This window comes from Metabacillus rhizolycopersici (assembly GCF_020075705.1).
Map to the genome: position 1 here is coordinate 1 of NZ_JAIQUM010000030.1, position 22,752 is coordinate 22,752.

Below are 22,752 nucleotides of genomic sequence, written 5' to 3' on the forward strand. Positions count from 1 at the left end.
GATAACTCTGTAGCATTCCAAGCAGCTTGCGATCTAGTATTTAAAGGTTATGATCAGCCAAGTGGATATACAGAGCCGATATTGCACCGCAGACGGATCGAAGCAAAGGCGAAATTTGCAGTAAAACCATAAATTAACATGCGGGAGCATGCTAGTCATTTATATATAATGAAAAACATTAGAGAAGTTCATGCGTGTTGATTATCTAATTTCTACGAATAAAATTGCATGAAAAAGAGAGATTCTCATGTGAAATAGTAGTCACCACAACAGCATTTTACGAAATGAGGAATCTCTCTTGAACAAGCATAGCGCGATTTTTACACTCATTCAAAACATCTGAAAACACTGAATTATGGCATTGTAAAGCGTATTTTTGAAGTCGTTGTTGGCAAGTTAAATCGTGCTTCACGCCGAATATTGAAGATGCCCAAAACACTTCTTTCGATTGATTCCACAACGATTACTGTTGGGAAAACGCGCTTACGATGGGCTATTTATCATGGAGAACGTTCAGGCATTAAATTGCACGTGAGCTTCACAAATGAAACAGCAATGCCACTTCAAGTCGTGGAAACAACGGGTTTGAAACATGATGGTCCAGTCCGCGAAAATTTAGAAGACGCACGCTTCATTCTTGTTTGTGATCGTGCCTATTTTTCTATCGAGAAGGTCGATCGCTATTTACAAGAAAACAACATTTTGTCTTGCGTTTAAAAGACAACATCCAAATGAACTGTAAAAAGTCACTCAAAGGTTGTCGTACCATGGATTCGAATGTGACCGCTGATTTTACCTGCACACTGGGAACAACGCAAAAACAAACAGAGAAGCGTCACCGTGTCGTGCAATTTACAGATCCCGAAGGCAGAGAAAAGCCCGTCGTAACGAGTTTAATAGTTATAAAATTTGTTTGTTAGTACCTTACTGATTAAATCCTACATTCCTTAAACGCTTTGTAGGATTGCCACCTCTTTTTTTTACAGGTACATCTGCAGAAGCAGGATTGTAGCGATTAATTCAATTGAAAATTTTGGTGGGGTTGTAGGCCCTTATGCAATTGGTGCAATATATGATGCCACGGGTAGCGTATATGGAGAACTGGTTGTAATAACAGCAGTTTGTATGTTGCATTTATAATTATTCTATGGCTTCGCTTTAATAAACTATATTCTAGCTAATCTTTATTATATGAAGGGATAGATTAAGTATGAGTTTAATTACAAGAAAAATTAACAAAGTATTAGTGGCAAACCGAGGAGAAATTGCCATTCGTATTTTTCGCGCATGTACAGAACTAAATATTCGTACGGTAGCCATTTACTCAAATGAAGATGCAGGATCTTTTCATCGCTATAAAGCCGATGAAGCATATTTAATCGGAAAAGGAAAAAAGCCAGTTGAAGCCTATTTAGATATTGAAGGAATCATTGAACTGGCTAAAACGCATGGGGTAGATGCTATTCATCCAGGGTATGGATTTTTGTCAGAAAACATTCAATTTGCTAAACGCTGTGAAGAAGAAGGTATTCTTTTTATTGGACCAGAATCCAAGCACCTTGAAATATTTGGTGATAAAGTAAAAGCCCGCCATCAAGCTATTCAAGCCAATATTTCGATCATCCCAGGAAGCGATGGACCGATTTCAAGTCAGGAAGAAGTGGAAACGTTCGGTCGAGACTATGGTTACCCTATTATGATTAAAGCCGCGCTGGGCGGAGGTGGCCGTGGGATGCGTATCGTACGCAGTACCGATGAATTAATGGAATCCTATGAACGTGCGAAATCTGAAGCAAAGGCAGCATTCGGCAATGATGAGGTTTATGTAGAAAAGTTCGTTGAAAATCCAAAACACATTGAAGTACAGATTTTAGGAGATCAAGAGGGAAACATTGTCCATTTATATGAGCGTGATTGTTCAATCCAGCGCCGTTATCAAAAAGTGGTGGAAATCGCACCAAGTGTTTCCTTATCTGAAAGCTTGCGTAGGCGAATTTGTGAGGCAGCTGTTCATTTAATGAAAAACGTCGGATATCGAAATGCTGGAACCGTTGAATTCCTTGTATCAGGAGATGAGTTTTATTTCATTGAAGTGAATCCACGCATCCAGGTTGAACATACGATTACCGAAATGATTACGGGTATTGATATCGTTCAGTCGCAAATTTTAATTGCGGATGGGTACTCTTTGCACAGTAATGCGATAGGTATTCCAGCCCAAGAAGACATCCAGATCAATGGTTATGCGATTCAATCTCGCGTGACGACAGAAGATCCATTAAACAATTTTATGCCGGATACAGGGAAAATTATGGCTTATCGTTCAGGTGGCGGGTTTGGGGTTCGCCTGGATGCTGGAAATGGGTTTCAAGGGGCTGTCATTACCCCTTATTATGATTCATTGCTCGTAAAAGTTACTACATCGGCTAACACGTTTGAGAAAGCGGCTTCAAAAATGTTGCGCAACCTTCGTGAATTTCGTATTCGTGGAATCAAAACAAACATTCCCTTCCTCGAAAATGTCGTCAAGCATGAAAAGTTTTTAAACGGTGACTATGACACGTCTTTTATTGATACGACACCAGAATTATTTCTGTTTCCAAAAAGTAAGGATCGCGGTACCAAAATGCTGACGTATATCGGAAATGTTACAGTGAATGGTTTCCCGGGCATTAGCCAAAAGAAGAAGCCTGTATTTAAGAAGCCTTCTCTACCTAAGTTAACATACTCGGAACCTGTTCCAACTGGTACTAAACAAATCTTAGATACAGAAGGTGCTGACGGCGTTGTTAAGTGGATCAAGGAACAAAAAGAAGTGTTGTTAACCGACACAACTTTCCGTGATGCTCATCAATCCTTATTGGCCACTCGCATACGGACTCGTGATTTAGAACAGATTGCAGAACCAACAGCACGCTTAATCCCTAATCTTTTCTCGGCAGAAATGTGGGGAGGTGCCACATTTGATGTAGCGTATCGCTTCTTAAGTGAAGATCCTTGGGATCGTTTGTTGCAATTACGCAAGAAGATGCCAAATGTATTATTCCAAATGCTTCTTCGATCTTCCAATGCAGTTGGGTATCAAAACTATCCGGATAATGTGATTAAAGCATTTGTAAAAGAATCAGCAGAAGCTGATATTGATGTATTCCGTATTTTTGACAGTTTGAATTGGGTGCAAGGCATGACACTAGCGATTGATACGGTCAGAGAAAGCGGAAAAGTCGCCGAAGCCACCATGTGTTATACAGGAGATATTTTAGATCCGACGAGAAGAAAATATGACTTGGATTACTATAAGCAACTGGCTAAAGAGCTGGAAGCATCGGGTGCTCATATTTTAGGCATTAAGGACATGGCTGGATTATTAAAGCCGCAGGCAGCTTATGAGTTAATCTCCACCTTAAAGGAAGCCGTGGATATTCCGATTCATTTGCACAGCCACGATACAAGCGGAAACGGGATTCTCATGTACGCAAAGGCGATTGAAGCAGGTGTAGATATTGTTGATGTCGCTGTCAGTTCCATGGCGGGATTAACCTCCCAGCCAAGTGCCAACTCTCTGTATTATGCGTTGGAAGGCCATGATCGTAAGCCAAATATCGATATTCGTGGCTTGGAGCAGCTTTCTTCTTATTGGGAGGATGTTCGTCCATACTACCAACCTTTTGAGAGTGGAATGAATGCTCCTCATACAGAGGTCTATGTGCACGAAATGCCTGGTGGCCAATACAGTAATCTGCAGCAACAGGCAAAAGCAGTGGGATTAGGAGATCGCTGGGATGAAGTAAAAGATATGTATTCCAGAGTTAATCACTTATTTGGAGATCTCGTCAAAGTGACCCCATCTTCAAAAGTAGTCGGTGATATGGCTCTTTATATGGTGCAAAACAACTTGACGGAAGAAGATGTTTACAAGCGCGGTGAAACACTGAATTTCCCGGATTCGGTGATTGAATTGTTTGAAGGGTATTTAGGTCAGCCTTATGAAGGCTTTCCCAAAGAACTCCAACGAATTATTCTCAAAGGAAAAGAACCCTTCACTGTTCGTCCTGGAGAACTATTGGAGGAAGTGGATTTCCAAGATATAAAAGAGAACTTATACCATACGCTTAACCGTCCTGTTACGAGCCATGAAGCTATTAGTTATGCGTTATATCCAAAAGTGTTTATGGACTATCAGAAAATTGTCCAACAATATGGAAATATATCAGTGTTAGATACTCCTACTTTTTTATACGGGATGCGTCTTGGTGAAGAAAACGAGATAGAAATTGAAAAAGGGAAAACGTTGATGGTCAAGCTTGTCTCAATTGGACAGGCCCAACCAGACGGTACGCGTACGATGTATTTTGAATTAAACGGTCAATCTCGTGAAGTAACCATTACAGATGAAAGCATTAAGACAACCGCCATATCCAGATTAAAAGCAGATCCAACCAATTCCAATCATCTAGGTGCTACCATGCCCGGTACTGTCATCAAAGTATTAGTTCAAAAGGGAGAGAAGGTATCGAAAGGGGACCATTTGATTATTACAGAAGCCATGAAGATGGAGACCACCATTCAAGCCTCATTTGATGGAATCGTAAAAGATATTCACGTGTTAAGTGGAGAGGCCATCCAACCAGGTGATTTACTTATTGAACTTATAAATTAATTAATCAAAGAATTTACCTGTTCGTAAAAGTACACTTTTATAGACTAATAAAAAACTATAACATTATAGTCCATAATGTGACTTTAAGAGATAAATTGCACACTTTTTAAACGCTAAATTGCATTCAAAATGGGTAGTCAGATTTTGTACTGACTACCCATTTGGTGTGTATTTAAAACAAAGTTTAACCGTTATTAATAAAGTTGTACCGTTTTGAAAAAGGTTTGATTAAAAATCTTGTATTGATATGCATGATTTTTTTCTTCCGTAATCGGGCCAGATTGTCGAGGATGTAGTTTAGGATAATACTTGTGAACCGTATCATAAATAGATGCGGTTTTTTGGATAAATATTCACATCAGTATTTTATGATGGCTTTTTTACGGCCTAGTATGAGTTAATACCCTTCATACTCCAATATATAAGTTAGCTATACTTACCCAATCATCAAAAATGCATTATTATTAATAAGAGAACTCATCTAATTAAATTGGGGAGTGAAAATCACCTATGTATAAGGTTGGTATTGTAGGACCTGCGCGCTCAGTTGAAAGAATGTTACACCATGCAAAGGAATTTGAATCAAATCTATCCTTTGTCGGATATCCATATAATATTGTAAATGAAACAACAGATATACTAGAAAAGCATCATAGTAACGTCGATTTTTGGTTATTTTCAGGCTATATGCCTTATAAGATCGCACAACAATCAAAGCATTTTTCAAAGGATAGAATGGAGTATATTTTTATTACAGGGGATATGTTTTATCGGGGTGTATTAGAAATAAGCCATGAAATTGGAAGGTTGGCGAAAAATGTTAGTATTGATACACTACATGTTCCAGAGGAAAGTTTTTTTGATGAAATAATAGATTTAGATAAAATTTTAGACCATGTATATATTAAACGATTTATGGCTAAAACATCCATCGCCGAAATTATTGAACATCATATGGCGCTCTGGAAGGAACAAAAAATAGATAGTGTCATTACGGTTTATCCGACAGTCGAAGAAAAATTAAAGGAAATGGGAATTCCTGTTTGTTTGGTTAGTCCGCATTCTCAGGCTATTTATCACACGCTTCAGCTATTTAGCGAAAAAATCCAAACATTTTATTATAAGGAAACGCAAACCACTACTTTAGTTGTACAAATTAAAAATTTTGATTTTATAAAAATGGCGAATCAAAATGGCTATGGAATCCATTTTTTACAGCTAAATATGAAAAAGATTGTTCTGCAAATTTGCGAAAAAATTGATGGATACCTAATTGAAGAAAGCAATGGCCGCTTTGTCATTTTCAGTTCGCGGGGGATTGTTGAACGAAATATTAATGCGATATTTGAAATGATTGATCGTTTGTCCGCTGAAACAGAACAGCCGGTTGTTGTTGGTATTGGTCATGCCTCTACGGTTTATTATGCGGAAAATTATGCGCATCATGCCATGCAGCATTTAATGGAGAAGGGGACGCAAGGGATTGTTGTGATGCAGGAGGACGGGGCTATGACAGAAATTGTCCAAGGGTCATCGCAAATTTCGTATACAAGTCGTGTTCAAGATAAAAAGTTAATTGAACAACTGCAAGAGACGTCCATCAGTGGGAAAATGTTTGCAAAAATCGAGGCAATTATGAACGAGTTAAAAGTTGAGGCATTTAGTGCAAAAATGTTAGCAAAAGAGTTAAACATGACAGAACGGAATGCGCAGCGAATCATTTCAGAATTAACGATGGTAGAACTGATTGAATATTGTGGGGAGGAAAGTCGCAATTCACGGGGACGTCCTGCAAAATTATACAAATTATGCAAATAATAATGTTAGTTTATTAATGCAAGAAAAGCATATTCTATCTTTTAGCTAGAAAAATGCTTTTTTTTTGCAGTCATATCAACAATTTATTCCAAAACGTTCCATTAACCATTTGCCAATTTTCTGAAACCTAAAAAAATTTATTGAAAGCCTTCATAATTTAACATATAATTCACGTATATTAAACGAAAATTTCGTTAAATTACGATAAGGAGGGCATTTATGTCAGAAAAAATTCTTGAGAAAAAGGTTCGCAAAACGCTAATAGTATTACTTTTCTTTGGTTGGGCATTAGGGAATCTAGACCGTTATTTAATGAATTATGCGGTTGTGCATATTGGTAAGGATCTTTCCTTGTCAGCTACGGAAACAGGTTTAATTTTAAGTTCATTCTTCTTAGGATATGCCTTAATGCAATTGCCTGGGGGTTTATTGGCTGATAAATTCGGAGCAAAACGGGTTTTATTAATAGCGGTGATTGTATGGTCCATATTTACAGGCTTAACAGCAGTTGCATGGACATTAAGTGTGATGGTGGTCATTCGTTTCTTATTCGGAATTGGTGAGGGCGGTTTCCAACCTTCAGCTTCAAAGATTATTTCAACGTCTTTCCCTGTGAATGAGCGAAGTAAAGCAATGTCTATCATGCTTACATCTAGTGGGATTATGGCGATGCTTGTACCCATTATTTCAGCTGCGTTATTGGTAACTATTGGTTGGCGCGCATTCTTTGTTATTGCTGGTTCCTTGGGGGTAATTATTGCATTCCTATATTGGAAGTATGTACCGAAGGATGAAGTAGCAAAAGAGTCTGTTAAAGGGCCTCAGGTAAAAGCGATTTTAGGCATTTTATTTAAAAAGCCATTAATGTGGAGTTTAGTAGTTTCTTACTTTACCATTTATGCGGTGAACTGGGGTTTAAATTCTTGGATGCCCAAATATTTGTCAGATGTACGTGGGCTTGATTTAGTCTCCATTGGATGGCTACAAATGATTCCCGGTGCCATTCAGATTATTGCAATGTTGATATTCGGTTATCTAATCGACAAATTAGATTTGAAAGTAAATAAGTTTATTGGTGCTATATGTGCACTGGTTTTAGCTGGATTCCTATTTTTAATGTTTAATGCAGAATCGATTGCATTATTTATCACATACCAAAGTATCGTAATATTGTTATTGACTTTTGTTATGTTATTATTACCATCATTTGTGTTAAAGAGAATTCCTTCAGATTATGCAGGAACAGCTATGGGTATGGCAAACACTGGGGGACAATTGGCAGGATTTGTTACACCTACCTTAATAGGATTCATGGTTGATTCATTTAATGGTTCATATAATGCTGCAATGTGGCTGTTAGTAGTAATTTCGATTATTTGTGTAGGTGCGATTTTAACAATCTCTCCAAAAGGTCAAGGTAATAAGGAGGCTGAGCATGAGTACATTGCATAATTTATTTTTTAATGTAACCGATTTTCTTCAAGAGAAAAAGAAAACGTTTACAACAATCAGTGATAAAATCTGGGCAAAACCGGAATTGCATTTTAAAGAAAAATATGCGGCTTCAGTAATGGAGGAAGCATTAAAAGCTGAAGGATTTGCAGTTGAAAAAAATGTAGCAAATCTTGAAACGGCGATTATGGGCAGCTTTGGCAGTGGTTCAACTGTTATTGCATTTTTAGGTGAATATGATGCCTTGCCATTTTTAAGTCAAGAAGGCGGGAAGGCGGAATATTCGCCAATTGAAGAGAATGGGAATGGGCATGGCTGTGGACACAATTTACTAGGCACAGGTGCATTTGCAGCAGCAGTAGCAGCGAAAGAATATGTTGAAAAAACAAATGCACCGTTCACCATTCGATTTTATGGTTGTCCAGCCGAAGAAAACGGATCTGGTAAAGCCTACATGGCAAAGTATGGTGTGTTTGATGATGTGGATATGGCTATTACTTGGCATCCAATGACAAACAATACAGCTTGGAATATAACGTCACTAGCGAACTATGCAGCGACTTTTAAATTTACAGGAAAGAGTGCTCATGCAGCTGCTGCCCCTCATTTAGGGCGCAGTGCTTTAGATGCAGTGGAGTTAATGAATGTTGGTGTAAACTACCTGCGTGAACATGTTATCCAAGAGGCACGCATCCATTATGCTGTAGTTAATAGTGGTGGTACATCCCCCAATGTAGTTCAGCCATATGCAGAGGTTTCTTATTTAATTCGGGCGCCAAAGAAACAGCAAGTAGTAGATATCCATAAGCGTGTTCAAAAAATTGCTCAAGGTGCGGCCTTAATGACAGAAACAACATTTTTGGAACATTTTGAGGGGGCAGCATCGGATTTAATTCCAAATACAACGCTTGCCAAAGTGATGCAGCAGCAGTTTGATGAAGCTCCAGCTCTTCAATTTAGTGAAGAGGACTTTGCTTTTGCTGAGCAAATTTATCAGGCATTGGATGATGAAAGTAAGGCTACAGCTTATATGAATATGTCTCCTGAGCAAAAGGAATTAATAGGCAACAAGCGCCTATGCGAGCTTGTATCACCATTATCGCCAGAGATGGCTTTGTATGGTTCAACAGACGTTGCAGATGTAAGCTGGAAAACACCAACAGTACAATGTACAACAGCTTGTTTGGTACTTGGTACACCACTCCATACTTGGCAAGTAGTAGCTGTAGGTAATACGCCGATTGCACATAAGGGAATGCTTTATGCGGCGGATATTATGGCTCGTACTGCGATTACTTGTATGGAAAATCCAACCATTATTGAAGAAGCAAAACAGGAGTTAAAGACTCGTTTAAAAGATGAAAAGTACGTTTCTCTAATTCCAGAAGAATAAAGAAATTTGAAAAAGATGTTACCTTTATTGGTTCATCTCTTTCGTGCCGTAAAGAGAGGTATGCAGGATGTTAATGGAAATTACAAATGAAGCGAAAACATATACGAAGAGAGGAAAGCCTGCATCTTACATTCCAGAATTAGCCCTTCAATCTGTAGAGCAATTTGCTGCATGTATAGTTGATCAAAATGGAAATTACTTTGAGGTTGGGAATATAGAGCCACAATTTACTCTACAAAGTATTTCAAAGGTCATTAATTTTATAGTTGCCTGCGAATACCATGGATTACAATTTGTACTGGATAAAGTAGATGTAGAACCCACTGGAGACCCTTTTAATTCGATTATTCGTCTAGAAAGCACTGCGCCGGGAAAACCATTTAATCCGATGATTAATGCAGGCGCTATAACTGTTGCTTCAATGTTACCTGGGGAATCAGTGAAGGATCGAATAGATTATGTTGTGGACTTTTTAAATCGTATTACAGATAGTCCTCATCAAATAAATGAGGCCGTTTATCGTTCCGAAATTGAAACAACCCATCGGAACCGGGCAATCGCTTATTATTTAAAGGCAAATGATTATTTGCTTTGTGATGTAGAGGAAGCGGTAGAGACTTATACCCGTTTATGCTCACTCGAGGTTTCGACAAAGGATCTTGCAAAAATAGGGCTTATGCTTGCAGGGAATGGCGTGCATCCATTAACAAACGAAAAGTTTATAACACCTAAAACAGCAAAAGTAACTAAAGCTTTAATGACGACTTGTGGACTTTATAATGCTTCAGGAAAGTATGCTGCTTCCATTGGTATTCCAATGAAAAGTGGTGTATCAGGCGGTGTTTTATGTACAGTATCGAACGGTAAAGTAGAGCACCTTGAAGGAAAATTAGGTATTGGTGTTTATAGTCCGGGAATCGATGATATAGGTAATAGCGTTGCTGGCATGAAATTTATTGAAAAACTTTCGCAGACTTATGATTTAAGTATTTTTTAAAAGGTAGAGTAGGATATGATTGTATAAATAGCGGTTATAGTTCGTGCGGGGAACCGTAACATAAATAAATGTGAAGGCTATCTGGTACTAATATTTAATATTCGTTCTTCAACTATCGGGCGCTTTTCATGAATAACTAAAGCCTAATTTCTCACTTACAAAACCGAGAAATTAGGCTTTTTTATATTTTAATTTCCCTAATATTGTAAATGTACGGTTTTCCTGACACTATGCCTACTATTAAATAGTTTAAGAATCCGAAGATTTTTATTCGGCGAGTTCCTTTTTTATCCTATAAACAGTTGATCGAGTAATGGCATTCTTTTCTGCGATTTGCTTAATTGGGGTTCCGGATTTTAACATTCTTACGACTTCTTGATAGACTAATCGCTTTTGTGGATTCTTTGCATTAGGCGAATAAAGTAACGGACGCCCTTTGTAAACTCCTTTTTCTTTCGCAATTTTTATACCTTGGGCTTGACGACGTTTACTTTCTGTCCGTTCCATTTCTGCAACCATTGCCAAAATCTGAACAATCAAATCTTTCATAAATCGGTCCAACAATGGGTTTCCAATCGCTTCAGCTAAGATAGGCATACTCGTCACGATCAAACCTGCATTTTTATTTTTTAAAGTAGTAACCGTTTCAATAATCTCATTGTAGTTCCTTCCTAGTCGATCAATCGCTTCAACCATGAAATAATCTCCTTCACGAACAAAATCAAGAGCTTTTTGGAATTGCTCTCGATTATTTACTGCAGCACCAGATTTCTTCTCTGTAAATATTTTTTCTGCGCCAAAACTTTTCAAGTTTTCAATTTGCCGTTCCAAATTTTGATCTTCAGTAGAAACTCTAGCATAAGCAACTTTCATTTCGTAATTTTCTCCTTTTGCAAATCCATTTAATAGACACCCTAATCATACACTCAAAACCTAATCTTAACAATAATGCTTGAGTGTTTGTTTAAGGTTTACCCTAAATAGACATTGAGTAAAAAATATGAAACAATGGACAGTAATCCAAAAAAAGGAAGTGGTAAAAGACGATGCAAGAAATAAATTCTTTGACTCAATGTACCGAAATACAACTAGAGGAAGCGCATAGAAAATATTTAATTATTTATCCATACTTACAAAAGTCGGAATCTTTAGAAAAAATTAGTGATGAGGAAAATATTTCAATTCGCACTTTACGTTATTGGATTCAGAAATATCGAGAACTAGGTTTAAGAGGACTGGTTCGACTGGAGAGAATTGATAAGAGCAAATTGAAAGTTGAGCTAGCAATCCAAGAACAAGTAAAAAAAATATACTTGTCCAACAAAGGTATTTCACTTACCTCCATTTACCGAAGAACACTAGCTTGGTGTGAAGAAAATGATTTACCATCTCCTAGTTACCATCAAGTTCGATCAATTACTAAGACAATTCCTCAAAATATAACGAAGTTAGCTCATGATGGAACAAAAGAATATGCCGATGAATTTGATCTTGTCTATTTACGTGAAGCAAATTATCCAAATGAGATTTGGCAAGCTGACCACACAATGCTTGATATTGAAGTATTGAATGAAAAGGGAAAGCCCGAGCGCCCTTGGCTAACAGTTATCCTTGACGATTACAGTCGAGCAGTTGCTGGATTCTTTATTGACTTTAAGTCACCAGATACCTTGAGAACTGCTTTAACTCTAAGAAAAGCGATTTGGCGTAAAGAAAATAAAAATTGGCCAATTTGCGGAATTCCTGAAACTTTTTATACAGACCATGGAAGTGACTATACGTCTAAGCATATGGAACAAGTTTCTGCAGACATTCACATGAACTTATCATTTTCTAGAGTAGGAGTTCCAAGGGGACGAGGAAAAATTGAACGATTCTTTCAATCTATTAACACTATGTTTCTTCAGGACCTGCCAGGTTATATCAAAAATAAAAAAACGACCAAACTATTGACCATTTCTGAATTCACCGAGAAATTCACTAGTTTTATTTTGAATACTTACCACCATCGTACACATGGAACTACAAAAAAGGAACCCATTAAAATGTGGAATGAATTCGGATTCTTACCGAATATGCCGAATAGTTTAGATGAGTTGGATTTATTACTGCTGACTCCAGCAAAACCAAGAAAAGTTCATTCTGATGGCATACACTTTATGGGGCTAAAATATATGCATACAAATCTTTCAGCCTTTGTTGGTGAAAATATGGTGATAAGATATGACCCAAGAGACATTGCAGAAATACGAGTTTTCTTCAACGGTGAATTTTTATGTACTGCGATTTCATCGTCAATAGATGGTTATTCAATTGGTCTAAAAGAAATTGAAGCAGCACGAAATAAACAAAAGCGTAAATTGAAGAAACAAGTAATCCACACAAAATCCGTTGTTGAAAGTTTAAAAGCTGAAAAAGATGCTGAATATCCAAGATCCGTTGCAGAAAATTCACCGAAAAAGACGAATTTGAAGAGGTATTATCATGAGGAATAATCCTGTATTTATTGAAACAAAAGAATATAAGCGCTTTGCTGAATTCTGTGATTCTTGTGCAAAGTACAAGTATATTGGAATTTGTCAGGGTCCCCCAGGCGTTGGAAAAACCATTTCAGCAAGACATTATGCAAACTGGGATTATGTATATGAAAAAATCACGGAAAGCAAGGCTTTTGCGGATCAAGGCCAAAATATTGAAGATGATAGGATATTAACCTGTCATACTATCTTCTATACAGCGCCTGTAATGCGACCATCCCAAATCTATGTTCAAATAAATAAGTTAGCAGAGTATCTTCAATATGGAAAAGATGGATATGTCGCTAAAAGAGATAACCTTGAAAATGATTGGATAAAATCATTTAAAAAAGGAAGGAGATATGAAGCTGTTAACTTACTTATAGTTGATGAAGTTGATCGTTTAAAGCTTCAAACTTTAGAAATTATACGTGATATTTATGATCAACATAGCATTGGCATGGTTCTTATTGGCATGCCAGGAATCGAAAAACGTTTATCACGTTACCCTCAGTTATACTCAAGAGTTGGATTCATTCATGAATTCAAAAAGTTAACCCCGACTGAAATGAAGTATATTTTAGAATTCAAATGGCAAGAGTTGGGGACGTCTATAAAATATGAATCTTTTTCTGATTATGAAGCATTTAATACTATCATCAAAATCACTGGAGGAAACTTTAGATTAATTCAACGTTTATTTTCACAAATTGAACGAATTATGGAGATCAATAGACTAGAAAAAATAACAACAGAAGTAATAGAAACAGCACGGGACATTTTAGTCATTGGATCGAACGATTAAGCAAAATGGGTAGTCAGTACAAAATTTGACTACCCATTTTTAGTGCAATTTAGTGTTTAAAAAGTGTGCAATTTATCTCTTAAAGTCACAGTCCATAATCATATATAATTTTATAGACGTTCATAAAAAGTAATATACTTTTTTGGACGTTTTTTTTATATAAAGTACTTTTAAAGGGTGAGAGTTTTGAAGAAACGTTTCGGTTATGTAAGGATTTCCAGTAAAGACCAAAATGAAGCAAGGCAGATAAAAAACATGTTAGATGCAGAAGTTAATGAGAGAGATATTTACATAGATAAGCAAAGTGGGAAAAATTTTGATCGACCTCAATACCAAGCTTTAAAAGATCCTAGTCGTTTAAGGGAAGGGGATACGATTGTGTTTGATTCCATTACTCGAATGGGACGTAGTATGGATGATACCTTAAAAGAATATAGATGGTTTGTTGATAATGGCATCAACTTAGAATTTATAAAGGAACCTATGATTAACACAAATAGTGAAAGTGATGATGTAATATTAAAAGCAATCCAGCAAGCTGTACTTGTAATCCTTACTGCATTTTCAGAAAAGGAACGTTCTGATATTCGTGTGCGACAAGCTGAAGGAATTGAAGAAGCAAAGAAGAAAGGAACAAAATTTGGACGACCTTTAAAAACCCTTCCCGAAGAATGGGATGAACTTTATCTTCAATGGAAAAATGGTCAAATAAAGGCTATAGAATTTATGGATTTTGTTGGGATGAAAAAGTCAACTTTTTATAAAAAAGTAAATGAATACGAACTACTTAATCCCAAACGTTCTTCTTAAACAAGTTTAATTTTATTGTATGCAAACCAGCCTGAAGACTTTTCGCAGGGTTAACCCTGCTTTTTACCTTTAGGTTAAGATTAGGACCTTCTGAGTTTTGAATCGAATGAGGAATTATAAGGCTTTATAGTTTTTTATTTTGTTGTAGAGCGATTCTCAAGCATGCTTTTTTGGGAAATCTCTCTTTTTTATGTAATTCACATGAAATTTTTGAAGAAAAAGTTATTTTTCGATTTTAGCTTATGATGCTTTTGTTATACTGATCTTCCGATCGGGCCATTATCTTGAATAACAGGCAATATGAAAACCGGATATTTATGCTAAGATATAGGGAAGATTGTAAAAAATATGAGAGAGTGAAAAACTTGAAACGTAATCGACTTTTATACTTGGCGTTAGCAAGTAGTATATTGGTTATTTTAATTGCATTTTTTCAATGGTATTTGATTGATATAATAACTGAATTTTTAATGCTGCCTATTTGGTTGGTGATATTTGGATTTTTTATTTTCATTACAGTAAAGACCATTATCAATTTATATAAAAATAAGGATTGGAAGCCATTCACCATCCAGTTATTAACTATCTTATTGTGGCTGTTCTTTCCTTTTACTCAAGTTATGTTAGATTTGGACTTCAAATTAAATAAATCAGAAAGAGAAGAAGTAGTTGAAATGGTGAAAAACGGTACTTTGAAACCTAATGTTTCATACGATTCATCACTCATCCAATTACCCGAAAAATACGACCAATTATCTAAGGGTGGTGGAGAAATTGTTATTGAAAAAAACGGTGATTTGGTTTTGTTCTTCACATACCGCGGAATATTAGACAATTTCTCTGGGTTCGTATACTCACCTAATGATAAAAAGCCAAATCAAAGTGATTTTGATGGAGATTTTAAACAAATAGAAAAGTTAAATGAAAACTGGTACTTTGTGGGTTCTTATTAAGCTTTCGGGCGCTTTTCTTAAATAAGAAGGCGTCTTTTTGTATTGTACGGGATTCTTGAACAACAATTATTAGGGATTGGATTTATATTAAGGTGTAGAAGAAATTGTGAAGCATTGTACTTAAACGGGTGCAAGAGTTGAAGAAGAAAATGGGTTGCTACGGCAGCCTTTTTTCTTCTTCAACTAAAGTGGTGTAAACGCTCATTAGAAGTGAACAGTCTTTGCTTAATAAGCGTGAACACTTTTTTCCAGGAAAGACGTGCACTTTACTTGGAGAGGCGGGCATGATAGCCTATTCTGGCTGAGCCAGATCCTTTGGGGTAATGTGGCTTCTTGGCTACTAATCTTGCGCGTAGAGGCTCCAAGTAAAGTGACAATATGCTCGTTCTAATTTCCAGTAGAGTGTTCACTTAAAGTTAGCGAAAGTGTTCAAATGTATCAATCGCTTACAAGTGGTTAATTGAAGGAGGATTGAAACATTATTGAATTGGAAAACGTATAGAAAAGTGAAATTATAAGAAGGAATTGAGAAAAATGGATGCTTTGGTTGTTGGATTGTTGTTTTTAATTCCAGGGTTAATCTTTTTCATATTAGTCTTGTTAAAATACACGGAAGAGGAGCATTGGAAGGAAATTAAGAAGTGGAAGTGGATAAGAAATGATACCTATGCTTCTTGGGAAGAACAAGATATGATTCTTTTTCACAAAATAGCAAGTAAATCCTACATTATTGCGAAAATCATCCTTATACTATCATCACTTATTCCAGTTGTAATCGGTGCTTTCGCTGTATGGGTTTATTTTTCTTAGATTGATTCCTTGCTTGTTGAGCTAACGAAGGCAGTTTAGTTAATTATCCTGAAAATATGGTGGTGTATAATAAAATTTAGTTGAGGGGGAGATTGATATAAATAAAAAGCTAAGTTTAAGCATTTCATTAAGTATCATTATTCTAACTGGGGTCTTTTTGTTGAGTTTTATAGATAATTTAAATGTTTCAAGAATCCTTGTGATATTAGGAATTGTTAACTTATTTTTTACTTTAAATATATTAAACAAAAATAAAAATTAACCGTTATAAAATGTATTCCTTCAACAAGAGGCGGTTTTCTTATTGAGCTAACGGGTGCAAGAGTTGAAGAAACATTACGATCAGTTACGACAGATCATTCTCAATATTAGGAGCTGTATAGTAAGAAAAGACATAATAATTAAAAGGAGAAAAAATGAATTGGTTATCATTTGTATATGCGATGATTTTTGGATTAGTAATTTCCTTTATAGGGGGCTTTTTAGACTTTCCTGAACCTCTTGTTTCCTTTTTTGTCATTATCATTATTGCGTACTTCCTTATATATCCGATATTCCGATTATATTGGGGAATAGGTGATGTAAAAAAAATAGAACAACTTCTTTTAAAAAATAAAAAGAATCCTTTTTATAGATTTTATTATGGAATTGCTAATGGAATTGAAAAAGATGTAGACGAGTCCTTTAGAAAAATCAATCAAGGTTTTCATCTGACTAGTGTAAAAAAGCAGCACCAATTAATTCATGCTTATTTTCACGAACGACCAGAAGAAATGGAAAAGATCTTAAACAACATGAGAAAGTCAGCTTTTACTCTTTATTACCAAGCAGCCCGTTCGATTTTGATTAATGACTTTGAAGGTGCTCGGTCATATATTAAACAAAATCCGAAAATGTGGATGCAGGAAGCATTAACAACAGAACTTTTGGTTAAAGAGAATCGGAAAGAAGATGCATTTAGTCATGCACGCAACGCTCTTTCGAAAACAAAGGGAATACAGCGATATGTTTTATTACGTAGTTGGGAAAGAGAATGGGGTATGACTTTAAAGTAAGGGCAAATTCAAGAGATAAAATGAAATAAATACGAATAGTTTTTTACTTAATTGGTGATATATTCGATAATCATTTTAATTAATTATTAGAAATTCCTTATTGTATTAAAGGGGAGCTTTAGTAAAATTACTGAGAAGTTATTTTTGCATTTTCAATATTCCGCAATCGGGCGCTATTCCAGAGGAATTGGCGCTCCTTTTCCGTTTTAGGGACAGATTGTTTAATAAGGATTATTAGTATCTAGGTAAAAAAAAGAAAAAACCACTAATAATACGTGGTTTAATTCATTACTCTTTAAACACAAATGTTTCTTTCAATGGTCTGCCAGGATGTTCTTTTGAAGTCCAAACGATCTCCACTTCTAATTCTGTTGCTTTTTCTGCTAAAAGGAAATTTCTAAATAAATAAGGATTATCTTTGTTTAATTGTCTTGCTAAACCCATCGCTTCTTCATAACGGTTTGGATGGCAATCTTTTTCATCAGGACAACCAACAAGGGAATATTTCGTTGTTGAACCTGGCTCATTTCTGTATATATTCACTTCAACTGAATTTACATCTTCACCGATGTTATTGATTCTCAATGAATATGTATGAAATTTACCTTTTTCAGGCTTTGCCCCATCTTTAGTTTCTTCAGCTTCTCCAACTTTTACTGACCACTGTTCACTAGTTTGCTTAACTGGTAATGTATCAAAAGTTAAAGCGTGGGTAGGAACAGTAAAATAAAGAGAAACTAATAAAATAAACATCACTTTTCTCATAAAAATACCTCCCTTTTTTAGTAATAGTATCCTCTTGGTATTAAAAATAATGTAAGGACCAATTCAATTTTTTTGCAATCAGGTGCTTCCCATAAACAAGGATAAGTGTTTTTATCATTTTGAGGCCAGATAAGTACTTTGTTAAAGGGAGGATAATTTAGGTTTGAAGTTGAATTTACACAGAAAAGGAGTTGATTAATTTGGTTGGCATTATTAAAAAATTATACTTTCACTTTGTAGTTTTGTTTTCGGTGTTATTTTTAGGTTCTTCTGCATTCGCTGACCCAAGGAGTTGGTGGAGTATTCGTGAAGTAACTGAGATTCGTGATGGTGGTTTTACAGCGCATTTTTCTGGGGTGAAAATAACTTGTTATGCCTTAGTTACTCTAATTGTAGTTGCTATACTAAACCAACCTTCGGTAAAAAAATCCGTTAAAACAATGTTGAAAATTGGAGTGAAAAAACTTCAATTACTATTAAATACCGTTAAAACTTTATTGAACTAACTGCACTTACTTACTGGTGCAAATTTCATTAAGAAAGAACCAGTTTGAATAGCTTTAGATCTTCAACTATCGGGCGCACCTATTGAATAAGGATCTGCGCCCAGTATTGCAGAATCGGGCCACTTAATTAAATAACATTTATAAATAAAAATAGTAATTTATGTTAATTTTGGTGTGGGTTACGAAACAATGTACGTTAACTAATGTAAGCAGGTTTGTGGAAGAACTTTAAGATATATGATTCACATTAGGAAATGAATTCAGGGCAGAGCAATTCATACATTGCAGTGAGGATAGATGAAATAGTTGATGCATCCTATGTTTTTAGAAAAATTCATGAAAGTCTGGGTATATTTATGGATATAAAAACATTATGGGGTTTAAGGGTTCAGGAATTTTATGGAAAAATGTTCAGGTACTATTCAATAATTGGAGCGAATGTTGTTTATTTTTTTCTTATCATTAGTAGTATCTTTATTTATTATTTTAATTTATTTCTTCAGTGGATACCTCCTCAAATATCTGTTGAAGTAATCTTGTCACTATTTGTAACCTTCATTTTAATACAGACAAAAGTTCGTACATTTATTAAAAGGGCAGATATAATTTTTTTGTTGCCATTAGAAGTGAAATTAAACTCGTATTTTATGAAATCACTTGTATATAGTTTTGTTATTGATTTTATTAAATTGCTTAGTTTAATTACCATTTTATTATCCCTATTTTTACACAAAACTAATATAAGTCTTCCAGTCTTCTTTTTAATGGTGGGGATTGTTTCTTATAACATTTTAATGAAGTGGACTGAACAATGGTTAAAGAACCATGTACAATTTGTGTTACATAGGTTAAATAGGTTTTTTTCAATATATTTAATGTGTTACTTTTTGTTTAAAAATGACTGGGTTTTTGAGCTTGTTTTAATGAGTATAAATTTCGTCTATTTAATTTATTTTATAGGTGAAAAAAGAAATCTGAATTGGCAGTGGCTAATAGTTGAAGAAGAAAGTGCCTTATTAAGAAACTTTAAATTTATTAATTTTTTCACGGATGTCCCTAATCTTAAACGTTCTTTTCGGAATAGACGTTTGCTCACTATGATTGTGAAAAGGTGTATCCCATATAGTCAGAGTAGTACATTCGTATATTTATACTTACACTTGTTTGTAAGATATAATGATTACTTTTACCTTTATTTAAGACTAACTGTAATTGGCATATTTGTTAATTATGCTATGCCAACAAGTGGTTGGATTTTTAATCTCCTAATTTTATTTATGACTGGATTTCAAGTAATTCCTTTACAACATGAAATTAAACAAAGTGTATTACTTTATCCTATTTCTAAATCCCAGATAAATAATTCTTTCTTAAAGTTTGTCTTGGTTATTTTATATGCACAATTATTTATTCTATATTTCGCTATGTTCATTTATACTGCTACTGCCAAAATATACTATCTTGTAATTGGAAGTTTATTTGTTTATGTATTCGTGTATTTCTTTGTATCAAGGAGGGTCAATGTCTCAGGAAGTGCTTTAAAAGAATAGCGTCTTATTCAACTATCGGGCGCGCGCGACAAGTTCTGTGATAAATGCCTTCGGCATGAAAACACAGGAAATTCATAAAGTAAATTTCAACTTTACAACGGAGGATAGGAATGATGAAACCATGTTTTCGGAAACTATCCCATTGAGACTCCTGCGTGCTTCATGAATGACAGTTTATGTGGTACGAAGCTCAGGTAAAGTCGGCAGAAGGAAGGCTAGAGCCACTCCTATGGAGAAGGTATGTTAACTGATATGCCGGATGGCTGAAAAACTAGATACGGTGAGAATGTTCCACTCTAACGGAACTGACAAATTTCCGAATGTACGGGTCTAAAGATTGAACATAGTGTAAAGCTATGGCCCATCCTACGATGGGGCGAGTGGTGTAAAGTAAAATTGCGCCCTCTGAAATATGCTATACCGAACAATGGCGGTATCAAGCTCGCAGGCTTACAGGAAACACCTACGTCTAGAACAGATAGCTACGTTGTAAGGGACTTGGGAAGCAAGAGACGTTGAAATGAGGACTGTCATCCGAAACGTTTGCTATAAGGTGAAAACCGAAATGCATTTGCTCTTGTGAAGGTAGGGGTACGACCTAGGAGATTTCTGTAATGGGAATGGAGGAACAGCCCCAAGTCTAACGATTTAGAACGATTATTTTCTTCACGTGAATGACACCGATCGGGTAGGAATGTGGGAACATCACTTATTAGGAGGGATGCCACAGTGTCAACTTTAAGATATTGGGATTACTACAATATGACGGAAACTTTCACGGACTTATACGAAAAAGCTAGTACTAAGGCTACGTTTAGTCGTCTTTACGACATCATCGTATCAAGAGAAAACATTCTCTTGGCTTTTCGTACAATCAAATCGAACAAAGGTTCCAAAACACCAGGTACAGATGGAAAAACCATCAATGACATCAAAGAGCTTTCGGAAAATGAATTGGTGAAAACAATCCAAACAAAACTGGAAAACTATCAACCTAAGAAAGTCAGAAGAAAGTGGATAGAAAAGGAAAACGGTCAATTTAGACCCCTTGGAATCCCGTGTATGATTGACCGGATTATTCAACAGTGCTTTAAACAAGTTCTTGAGCCGATTGCCGAAGCCCATTTCTATAATCATAGTTATGGCTTCAGACCGCTAAGGTCTGCCCATCATGCTATGGCTAGAATTCAGTCTCTTATCAACCATGCTCAGCTGCACTATGTAGTCGATATCGATATTAAGGGTTTCTTTGATAATGTGAATCACACACTTCTCATCAAACAACTGTGGAATTTAGGCATTCAGGATAGAAAAGTACTTACTTGCATATCTAAAATGCTGAAAGCCGAGATTGACACAGAAGGAGTGCCGTCTAAAGGCGTTCCACAGGGCGGATTATTATCAACCCTATTATCGAACATTGTATTAAACGACTTAGACCAATGGGTAGCTGATCAATGGGAGTACTTCCCTCTATCGAAAAACTTTAAATCGAGAGTCGGGGAAACGCTCGCCAAGAAACGTACAAGCCTCAAAGAAGGGTATCTCGTACGTTACGCAGATGATTTTAAAATCCTCTGTAGAGATGGGAAAATAGCTCAAAAGTGGTACCATGCGGTCAGGCGATACCTCAAAGAACGTTTACGACTAGATATTTCACCGGAAAAATCGCAAATCGTGAATTTGCGAAAGAGAGAATCCGAGTTCTTGGGTTTTACGATTAAAGCGAATGCAAAGAGAAACAAACGAGTTGCCCATACGGGCATCAAAAAGAAAAAACAAAAGACATTAAAAGAACAGGCTAAACTTCATATCCTAAGGATTAAGAAATCGCCTACCACTCAAAATGCATTATGCTTCAACAGTTTTGTATTAGGGATTCACAATTACTTTAACCGAGCTACTCATGTCAACCTAGAGTTCTCACGTCTCGCCTACGAACTAAAAGCCTTTCTGTATAACCGCCTTCGTCCTGTAGGGAAATATGGACATCCAATTAATCCAAACTCGACGTATAAAAAGTTCTATAGCACGAAAGTGAAAACGTTTGAAATCGCAGGGGTTCACCTATTTCCGATTGGAGACGTTAGAACTGTAAATGCCATGAACTTCAGCCGAAAGCTTTCTCTATATACGGAGGAAGGCAGAAAGAGAATTTACGATAAACTAAAGCCGAATGTCAGCCTTGAAATCGGCACACTTATGAAGGCAAATCTTCCCGGAAGAACGGTTGAATACATGGATAACCGCATTAGCCGTTTCAGTATGAAAATGGGTAAATGCGAAATCACAGGTTGGACTTTAACCGCTGAGGAAGTTCACTGCCATCATTATACACCAATATATCTTGGAGGAACGGACAAGTTCAATAACCTAAGAATCCTACATAAAGATATACATCGGCTAATACATCGTAAAAATACTGAAATCATCTCGTCAGAGATACAGAAATTTGATTTAACAGCTTCAATGATAAAGAAACTAAATCAATACCGAATGGTATGTGGGCTTGAAACGGTAGAATAATCTCACGTCAAAAAGTAACGAAGAACTTATAATCTAGTATACATCGATAGATGGAGCGCCGAATGCTGGGAAACTGGCACGTTCGGTGTGGAGCAGGGGAAAAACTGGAGATAACTTCAAAGGTTTACCTATTGCT

Annotated in this window: 17 protein-coding genes; 15 read left to right on the forward strand and 2 right to left on the reverse strand. The window is 36.0% G+C overall.

All coding sequences use genetic code 11. The features are described from left to right. The first annotated feature begins 426 nt into the window (after positions 1-426). The 6 genes from K9V48_RS13860 (at position 427) to glsA (ending at position 10,320) form a co-directional block, all read left to right on the forward strand. A complete protein-coding gene (locus K9V48_RS13860) occupies positions 427-717 on the forward strand; it encodes a transposase (RefSeq protein ID WP_224139567.1) in 291 nt (96 codons plus the stop codon). A gap of 493 nt (positions 718-1,210) precedes the next feature. Next, complete coding sequence (gene pyc / locus K9V48_RS13865; RefSeq protein WP_224139568.1) at positions 1,211-4,660, forward strand: pyruvate carboxylase; 3,450 nt, start codon at positions 1,211-1,213, stop codon at positions 4,658-4,660. Positions 4,661-5,170: 510 nt separating this feature from the next. Further along, positions 5,171-6,478, forward strand: a complete 1,308-nt coding sequence (locus K9V48_RS13870) for a helix-turn-helix domain-containing protein (protein ID WP_224139569.1) — start codon at positions 5,171-5,173, stop codon at positions 6,476-6,478. A 219-nt stretch (positions 6,479-6,697) separates the two neighbouring features. Then, on the forward strand, positions 6,698-7,930 hold the full coding sequence (locus tag K9V48_RS13875) for an MFS transporter (RefSeq protein ID WP_224139570.1): 1,233 nt from the start codon (positions 6,698-6,700) through the stop codon (positions 7,928-7,930). Then, positions 7,914-9,323, forward strand: a complete 1,410-nt coding sequence (locus K9V48_RS13880; protein ID WP_224139571.1) for a M20 family metallopeptidase — start codon at positions 7,914-7,916, stop codon at positions 9,321-9,323. The genes K9V48_RS13875 and K9V48_RS13880 overlap by 17 nt, the downstream gene beginning before the upstream one ends. 67 nt (positions 9,324-9,390) lie before the next feature. Next, complete coding sequence (gene glsA / locus K9V48_RS13885; RefSeq protein WP_224139572.1) at positions 9,391-10,320, forward strand: glutaminase A; 930 nt, start codon at positions 9,391-9,393, stop codon at positions 10,318-10,320. Between the two features lie 267 nt (positions 10,321-10,587). On the opposite strand, the gene K9V48_RS13890 is transcribed toward glsA, so the two are convergent. Further along, positions 10,588-11,193, reverse strand: coding sequence for a recombinase family protein (locus K9V48_RS13890; protein ID WP_031538326.1), 606 nt, complete (start codon positions 11,191-11,193; stop codon positions 10,588-10,590). 173 nt (positions 11,194-11,366) lie between these two features. Between K9V48_RS13890 and K9V48_RS13895 the strand changes: the two genes are divergently transcribed. The 6 genes from K9V48_RS13895 to K9V48_RS13920 all read left to right on the forward strand — a co-directional run bounded on the left by K9V48_RS13895 (position 11,367) and on the right by K9V48_RS13920 (position 17,269). Continuing rightward, entirely contained in the window at positions 11,367-12,815 is a 1,449-nt protein-coding gene (locus tag K9V48_RS13895; protein ID WP_224139573.1) for a TnsB C-terminal domain-containing protein, read from the forward strand. Beyond that, positions 12,805-13,641: an AAA family ATPase gene (locus K9V48_RS13900; protein WP_224139574.1), complete on the forward strand. Its 837-nt coding sequence runs from the start codon at positions 12,805-12,807 to the stop codon at positions 13,639-13,641. The genes K9V48_RS13895 and K9V48_RS13900 overlap by 11 nt, the downstream gene beginning before the upstream one ends. 186 nt (positions 13,642-13,827) lie before the next feature. Further along, the gene (locus tag K9V48_RS13905) at positions 13,828-14,451 is read left to right on the forward strand and encodes a recombinase family protein (protein WP_263432829.1); all 624 of its coding nucleotides are present in this window, start codon (positions 13,828-13,830) and stop codon (positions 14,449-14,451) included. A gap of 356 nt (positions 14,452-14,807) precedes the next feature. Then, positions 14,808-15,404, forward strand: coding sequence for a hypothetical protein (locus tag K9V48_RS13910; RefSeq protein WP_308012582.1), 597 nt, complete (start codon positions 14,808-14,810; stop codon positions 15,402-15,404). Between the two features lie 534 nt (positions 15,405-15,938). Then, positions 15,939-16,214 carry a hypothetical protein gene (locus K9V48_RS13915; protein WP_224139577.1) on the forward strand — a complete coding sequence of 92 codons (276 nt, stop codon included), beginning with the start codon at positions 15,939-15,941 and terminating at the stop codon, positions 16,212-16,214. A gap of 416 nt (positions 16,215-16,630) precedes the next feature. After that, positions 16,631-17,269: a hypothetical protein gene (locus tag K9V48_RS13920; RefSeq protein WP_224139578.1), complete on the forward strand. Its 639-nt coding sequence runs from the start codon at positions 16,631-16,633 to the stop codon at positions 17,267-17,269. Positions 17,270-17,557: 288 nt separating this feature from the next. On the opposite strand, the gene K9V48_RS13925 is transcribed toward K9V48_RS13920, so the two are convergent. After that, on the reverse strand, positions 17,558-18,034 hold the full coding sequence (locus tag K9V48_RS13925; RefSeq protein ID WP_224139579.1) for a YozF family protein: 477 nt from the start codon (positions 18,032-18,034) through the stop codon (positions 17,558-17,560). 200 nt (positions 18,035-18,234) lie between these two features. On the opposite strand from K9V48_RS13925, the gene K9V48_RS13930 reads away from it, so the two are divergent. The 3 genes from K9V48_RS13930 to ltrA all read left to right on the forward strand — a co-directional run bounded on the left by K9V48_RS13930 (position 18,235) and on the right by ltrA (position 22,616). Beyond that, complete coding sequence (locus tag K9V48_RS13930) at positions 18,235-18,540, forward strand: hypothetical protein (protein ID WP_224139580.1); 306 nt, start codon at positions 18,235-18,237, stop codon at positions 18,538-18,540. Positions 18,541-18,896: 356 nt separating this feature from the next. Continuing rightward, positions 18,897-20,090: an ABC transporter permease gene (locus K9V48_RS29690; protein ID WP_224139581.1), complete on the forward strand. Its 1,194-nt coding sequence runs from the start codon at positions 18,897-18,899 to the stop codon at positions 20,088-20,090. Positions 20,091-20,819: 729 nt separating this feature from the next. Further along, a complete protein-coding gene (gene ltrA, locus K9V48_RS13940) occupies positions 20,820-22,616 on the forward strand; it encodes a group II intron reverse transcriptase/maturase (RefSeq protein WP_224139582.1) in 1,797 nt (598 codons plus the stop codon). Positions 22,617-22,752 lie beyond the last annotated feature (136 nt).

Excerpts from the sequence above, each read along its gene's own strand:
- K9V48_RS13895 (WP_224139573.1), top strand. The coding sequence starts at position 11,367 with ATGCAAGAAATAAATTCTTTGACTCAATGTACCGAAATACAACTAGAG.
- K9V48_RS13920 (WP_224139578.1), top strand. The coding sequence starts at position 16,631 with ATGAATTGGTTATCATTTGTATATGCGATGATTTTTGGATTAGTAATT.
- K9V48_RS13925 (WP_224139579.1), bottom strand. The coding sequence starts at position 18,034 with ATGAGAAAAGTGATGTTTATTTTATTAGTTTCTCTTTATTTTACTGTT.
- K9V48_RS13900 (WP_224139574.1), top strand. The coding sequence starts at position 12,805 with ATGAGGAATAATCCTGTATTTATTGAAACAAAAGAATATAAGCGCTTT.
- K9V48_RS13915 (WP_224139577.1), top strand. The coding sequence starts at position 15,939 with ATGGATGCTTTGGTTGTTGGATTGTTGTTTTTAATTCCAGGGTTAATC.
- K9V48_RS29690 (WP_224139581.1), top strand. The coding sequence starts at position 18,897 with ATGGATATAAAAACATTATGGGGTTTAAGGGTTCAGGAATTTTATGGA.
- K9V48_RS13880 (WP_224139571.1), top strand. The coding sequence starts at position 7,914 with ATGAGTACATTGCATAATTTATTTTTTAATGTAACCGATTTTCTTCAA.
- K9V48_RS13870 (WP_224139569.1), top strand. The coding sequence starts at position 5,171 with ATGTATAAGGTTGGTATTGTAGGACCTGCGCGCTCAGTTGAAAGAATG.
- glsA (WP_224139572.1), top strand. The coding sequence starts at position 9,391 with ATGTTAATGGAAATTACAAATGAAGCGAAAACATATACGAAGAGAGGA.
- K9V48_RS13890 (WP_031538326.1), bottom strand. The coding sequence starts at position 11,193 with ATGAAAGTTGCTTATGCTAGAGTTTCTACTGAAGATCAAAATTTGGAA.
- K9V48_RS13875 (WP_224139570.1), top strand. The coding sequence starts at position 6,698 with ATGTCAGAAAAAATTCTTGAGAAAAAGGTTCGCAAAACGCTAATAGTA.
- K9V48_RS13860 (WP_224139567.1), top strand. The coding sequence starts at position 427 with ATGCCCAAAACACTTCTTTCGATTGATTCCACAACGATTACTGTTGGG.
- pyc (WP_224139568.1), top strand. The coding sequence starts at position 1,211 with ATGAGTTTAATTACAAGAAAAATTAACAAAGTATTAGTGGCAAACCGA.